The sequence below is a fragment of the Yoonia sp. genome (assembly GCF_046498525.1).
In the GTDB taxonomy this organism is placed as follows: domain Bacteria; phylum Pseudomonadota; class Alphaproteobacteria; order Rhodobacterales; family Rhodobacteraceae; genus Yoonia.
The window spans coordinates 1-4,851 of record NZ_JAWOAN010000002.1 but is presented as its reverse complement, the minus strand read 5'-3'; the positions used below and the strand labels follow the sequence as shown (position 1 = coordinate 4,851).

The 4,851-nt window shown below is 57.9% G+C and carries 5 protein-coding genes and 1 pseudogene; all 6 read left to right on the top strand.

The features are described from left to right. Positions 1–716, top strand: a pseudogene (gene purH, locus R6T97_RS00105) (bifunctional phosphoribosylaminoimidazolecarboxamide formyltransferase/IMP cyclohydrolase); the annotation flags it as partial. 10 nt (positions 717–726) lie between these two features. After that, the gene (locus R6T97_RS00100; protein WP_410347283.1) at positions 727–1,233 is read left to right on the top strand and encodes a signal peptidase II; all 507 of its coding nucleotides are present in this window, start codon (positions 727–729) and stop codon (positions 1,231–1,233) included. Between the two features lie 52 nt (positions 1,234–1,285). Then, entirely contained in the window at positions 1,286–1,501 is a 216-nt protein-coding gene (locus R6T97_RS00095; RefSeq protein ID WP_410347282.1) for a DUF3035 domain-containing protein, read from the top strand. 83 nt (positions 1,502–1,584) lie between these two features. Beyond that, positions 1,585–2,916: a M16 family metallopeptidase gene (locus tag R6T97_RS00090; protein WP_410347281.1), complete on the top strand. Its 1,332-nt coding sequence runs from the start codon at positions 1,585–1,587 to the stop codon at positions 2,914–2,916. Next, entirely contained in the window at positions 2,916–4,226 is a 1,311-nt protein-coding gene (locus R6T97_RS00085; RefSeq protein ID WP_410347280.1) for a M16 family metallopeptidase, read from the top strand. The genes R6T97_RS00090 and R6T97_RS00085 overlap by 1 nt, the downstream gene beginning before the upstream one ends. Positions 4,227–4,335: 109 nt before the next feature. Next, positions 4,336–4,851, top strand: a 516-nt coding sequence (gene mutL, locus R6T97_RS00080) for a DNA mismatch repair endonuclease MutL (protein ID WP_410347279.1), incomplete at its 3' end; no start/stop codon positions are given.

Here is a 4,851-nt window from a genome sequence, read left to right as displayed (position 1 = left end):
GATTGTTAGAGGCATACCAACACGCCTTTGACTGCGACCGTAGCAGTGGATTCGGCGGCATCGTCGCGCTGGACCAGACGCTGGATGAAGACACCGCCAAAGCCATCGTCGAGATTTTCACCGAAGTGGTGATTGCCCCCGGTGCCTCTGACGCAGCCAAAGCGGTGTTTGCCGCCAAAAAGAACCTTCGCCTGCTGACGACCGATGGCTTGCCTGATGTGAAAGCCCCGATCACAACCTATCGTCAGGTCGCCGGCGGCATGTTGGTACAGGACAAGGACACCGGTTTTGTCGGGATGGATGACCTGAAAGTTGTCACCAAAGCGGCCCCGACTGACGCGCAAATGGCCGATCTGCTGTTTGCATGGAAAGTCGCCAAACACGTCAAATCCAACGCCATCGTCTATGTGAAAGACAAAGCAACCGTCGGCGTCGGGGCTGGCCAGATGTCACGCCTCGACAGCGCGCTGATTGCCGCCAAGAAGGCCGAGCGTATGGCAGAGGCGATGGACCTGCCCGAGCCGCTCACCAAAGGGTCTGCCGTGGCATCGGACGCGTTCTTTCCTTTTGCCGATGGCCTGATGGAAGCAGCCGCCGCCGGTGCGACCTGTGTGATCCAGCCCGGTGGTTCCATGCGCGATGACGACGTGATCGCGGCTGCCGACGAAGCCGGGATCGCGATGGTCTTTACCGGTATGCGCCACTTCCGGCACTAGGAGATCTGCGATGCGGTTGATGTTCTTGACGGCGCTATGGATTTTCCTGCTCGATCAGGTGATCAAGTTCCATGTGCTCTTCAACGTTTTCGGGTTGAAATGGGCGCAAGTCACCGGCCCTTCCAGTCAACTGCCTTACCCCCAATCTGTCGAGGTTTTCCCCCCCTTCCTTGTGTTGCGCATGGCATGGAACCGCGGCGTGAACTTCGGGCTTTTCGCCGAATTTGACATGCGCTGGGTCCTGATCGCGGTCGCCTTCGCCATCACTGCCGCCGTGATCTGGTGGCTGAACAAGGCGGGCGGGACCAAATGGGTCTACATATCCGGCGGGCTCTTGATCGGTGGCGCGATGGGCAATGTGATTGATCGCTTCTTTTACGGTGCAGTTGCCGATTTCCTGAACATGTCGTGCTGCGGGATCAATAATCCCTACGCCTTCAATGTCGCTGATATCTGCATCTTCCTTGGCGCAATCGGGCTTGCGTTCCTTGCGGATGACAAAAAGAAATCGGCGTGACCTTGTCCAAAGATTGGGATAGACCGTCGAGACACACCATGAGGGTTTTGCAATGCGTGCGATTTCATTTTCTGTACTGGCGCTGTTCATGGTCGCGGCGTGCAGCAGCAATCGCGGCCCCGTGCCGGAATTTGGTGCAGTGGAACCGAACTCCAACGACTTTGTCGTAACCCCGGCTGATCCGCTCGTCATCCCCAACACGCTCACTCTGCCCATACCCACGCAGGGCGGTGTGAACCGGGCAGACCGCTCACCTGCAACCCGATAACCACCGCTCACATCAGCGTATGATGCCTTGAACCACGCGCAAAGCGGCGTAGGTATCCCCAGAGACATTAACAAAGGGTGCCCATGACACGTTTTCTCGCCGCTCTGGCAATTATGATGTCGGCAGTTGCCGCACATGCCGAAGAAGTCACGACTTACCAACTCGACAACGGAATGGAGGTTGTCGTCATCGAAGACCACCGCGCCCCGGTTGTCGTGCATATGCTGTGGTACAAGGTCGGATCAGCCGACGAACCCGTGGGGGCTTCAGGCGTCGCGCACTTCCTGGAACACCTGCTTTTCAAAGCCACGGATGTGCTCGATTCAGGGGAGTTTTCCGAGATTGTCGCAGCCAATGGCGGCAGCGACAACGCCTTCACCAGCTATGACTACACCGCCTATTTCCAACGCGTTGCTGCCGACCGGCTAGAGCTGATGATGCAAATGGAAAGCAACCGCATGAACAACCTGCGGATCACCGCAGATGATGTTGAAACAGAGCGGCAGGTCATACTGGAAGAGCGTAACCAGAGGACCGAAAACAGCCCCAACGCGCTGGCTCGTGAACAATTTCGTGCAGCACAGTTTCAGAACCATCGCTACGGTGTGCCGATTATCGGCTGGAAGCACGAGATGGAGCAGCTTGACCTGCAAGATGCACTGGATTTCTATGACCTTTACTATTCACCCAATAACGCAATTCTGGTGGTCGCAGGTGACGTGAAACCTGACGAAGTGCTGGCACTTGCCGAGAAATACTACGGCATGATCCCCGCCGAAGACCAACTGCCTGTCCGCGAACGCGCCCAAGAACCGCCGCAACGCGCCGAGCGCCGGATCACATATGTCGATGAACGCGTAAGCCAGCCCTACTTGACCCGCAGCTACCTCGCGCCGGAACGCGACCCCGGTGCGCAAGCCGAAGCTGCGGCGCTGGTCTATCTGGCCGAACTGCTGGGCGGTTCCCCATTTACGTCGGCCTTGGGTCAGGCGCTTCAGTTTGATACGCAAAAGGCGATCTACACCAATGCATCTTATAGTGGGTCATGGCTTGATGACGCGACATTCTCTCTCGCGATCATTCCATCCGAGGGCGTCACCCTGTCAGAGGCAGAAGCCGCGATGGACGAGGTAATCAGCGCCTTCATGGAAGGCGAGATTGACCCCGAACGCATGGAAAGCATCCGCACCCAATTGCGCGCCTCCGAAATCTATGCGCTCGATAATGTGCAGGGTTTGGCGCAACGCTATGGCGCGGCGCTGGCCCAAAGCCTGACGATCGAGGATGTGCAGGCTTGGCCGGACATCCTGCAAGCCGTGACAGAAGACGATATCAAAGCCGTAGCCGAAAAAGTGTTCAACCGGGATCAGGCCGTGACCGGCTGGGTCGTGTCAAACCAAGAGGAGGCACGCTGATGCTGCGCATGATTATTGCCGTTTGCCTGACGATCATTGCCACAACTGCACGGGCCGAAACCGACATCAGACAAGTCACCTCGCCCGGCGGAATCAACGCTTGGGTCGTCGAAGAACCCTCCATTCCATTCGTCGCACTTGAACTGCGCTTCGAAGGCGGCGCATCCTTGGACCTGCCCGGCAAGCGCGGCGGGACAAACCTGATGAGCGCCTTGCTAGAAGAGGGATCTGGCGACATGTCAGCGCAAGAGTTTCAGGCCACCCTCGAAGACCTCGCGGCAAGCCTGAGCTTTCGGGCGTTTGACGATTCCATCGCCGTGTCCGCCCGCTTTCTCACCGAAAACAAGGAAGAGGTGATCGCCCTTCTGCGCCAAGCCCTTCTCGCACCGCGATTTGACCAAGACGCGCTTGACCGGGTGCGGGCGCAGGTTCTTTCCGGCATCGCCAGCGATGCAAAAAGCCCCAACGCAATTGCAAGCTCGGTCTTTAATGCGGCTGCATTCGGGGATCACCCCTACGGTTCCAGCATTGACGGCACCATCGAAAGCGTCACAGTGCTCACGCGGCAGGACATGATTGATGCGCACCGCAACGCGCTGGTGCGCGACCGTCTGTTTGTTTCGGTCGTTGGTGACACAACCGCCGAAACCGTCGGCGCTTTGCTTGATGATCTTTTGGGTGACTTGCCAAAAGAGGGCCCCCCACTCCCTGAAGACGTTGAGCCGGCACTGGATGGCGGCATCACCGTTGTCGATTTCGACACCCCGCAATCGGTCGCCTACTTCGGGCATAGCGGGATCGAACGCGATGACGAAGATTTCTTTGCTGCCTTCATCATCAATCACGTTCTTGGCGGGGGCGGCTTCTCATCCCGCTTGATGACCGAAGTGCGTGAAGAACGCGGGCTGACCTACGGGATCAGATCGTATCTTGTGCCCAAATCCCACGCCGAGATGATATTGGGAACGGTTGCGTCGTCAAATGAAACCATCGCAGAGGCAATCGAAGTGACTCGCAACGAATGGGCGCGTTTGGCAGAGAACGGCCTGACCGAAGAGGAACTCACCACTGCCAAGACCTACCTGACCGGCGAATACCCCCTGCGTTTCGACGGCAATGCCGAGATTGCAAAGATCATGGTCGGGATGCAGATGATCGGACTGACGCCGGATTACGTGGTCGACCGCAATGACTTTGTCGAGGCGGTGACACTGGATGACGTGAACAGGGTCGCCGGTGAACTGCTGCGACCGGAGGATTTGCATTTTGTGGTGGTTGGAAAGCCGGTGGGTTTGGAAAGCACGGAGTAGCCACAAACGATTTTCAGGCGAAAACTGCTTTGGCCAAAGCGAACTCCAGACTTTCCATACCCTGTTTTCCACTCGCAGAATCGCGGCTGGCTATGCTAGGACTTGTGGTATGGCCATTGCAGACCCCCAGATACAGCCGCCTCCGGTGATTCGACAGCTGGACGACGCCGCAATCAACAGGATTGCGGCGGGCGAGGTGCTGGAAAGGCCAGCCTCTGCGGTCAAAGAACTGGTCGAAAACAGTATCGACGCTGGCGGCACGCGCATCGAGGCGGTGATTGCCGATGGCGGCAAGACACTTATCCGTGTGACCGACAATGGCTGCGGCATGACCCCTTCGGACTTGCCGATGGCGATGTCACGCCATGCAACATCAAAGATTGACGGCTCGGACCTGCTGAACATCAGATCATTCGGCTTTCGTGGCGAAGCCTTGCCATCGCTGGGCGCAACCGGGCGCCTGACGATGACATCCCGTGCAAAGGGCGCTGATGCTGCAACGATCGCTGTCGCTGGCGGACATGCCGAGGCCGTGAAACCTGCCGCATTGTCTGCCGGTACGGTGATCGAGCTGCGTGATATGTTCTATGCAACGCCCGCCCGGCTGAAATTCCTGCGCACGGAC

Excerpts from the sequence above, each read along its gene's own strand:
- R6T97_RS00100 (WP_410347283.1), top strand. The coding sequence starts at position 727 with ATGCGGTTGATGTTCTTGACGGCGCTATGGATTTTCCTGCTCGATCAG.
- R6T97_RS00095 (WP_410347282.1), top strand. The coding sequence starts at position 1,286 with ATGCGTGCGATTTCATTTTCTGTACTGGCGCTGTTCATGGTCGCGGCG.
- R6T97_RS00090 (WP_410347281.1), top strand. The coding sequence starts at position 1,585 with ATGACACGTTTTCTCGCCGCTCTGGCAATTATGATGTCGGCAGTTGCC.
- R6T97_RS00085 (WP_410347280.1), top strand. The coding sequence starts at position 2,916 with ATGCTGCGCATGATTATTGCCGTTTGCCTGACGATCATTGCCACAACT.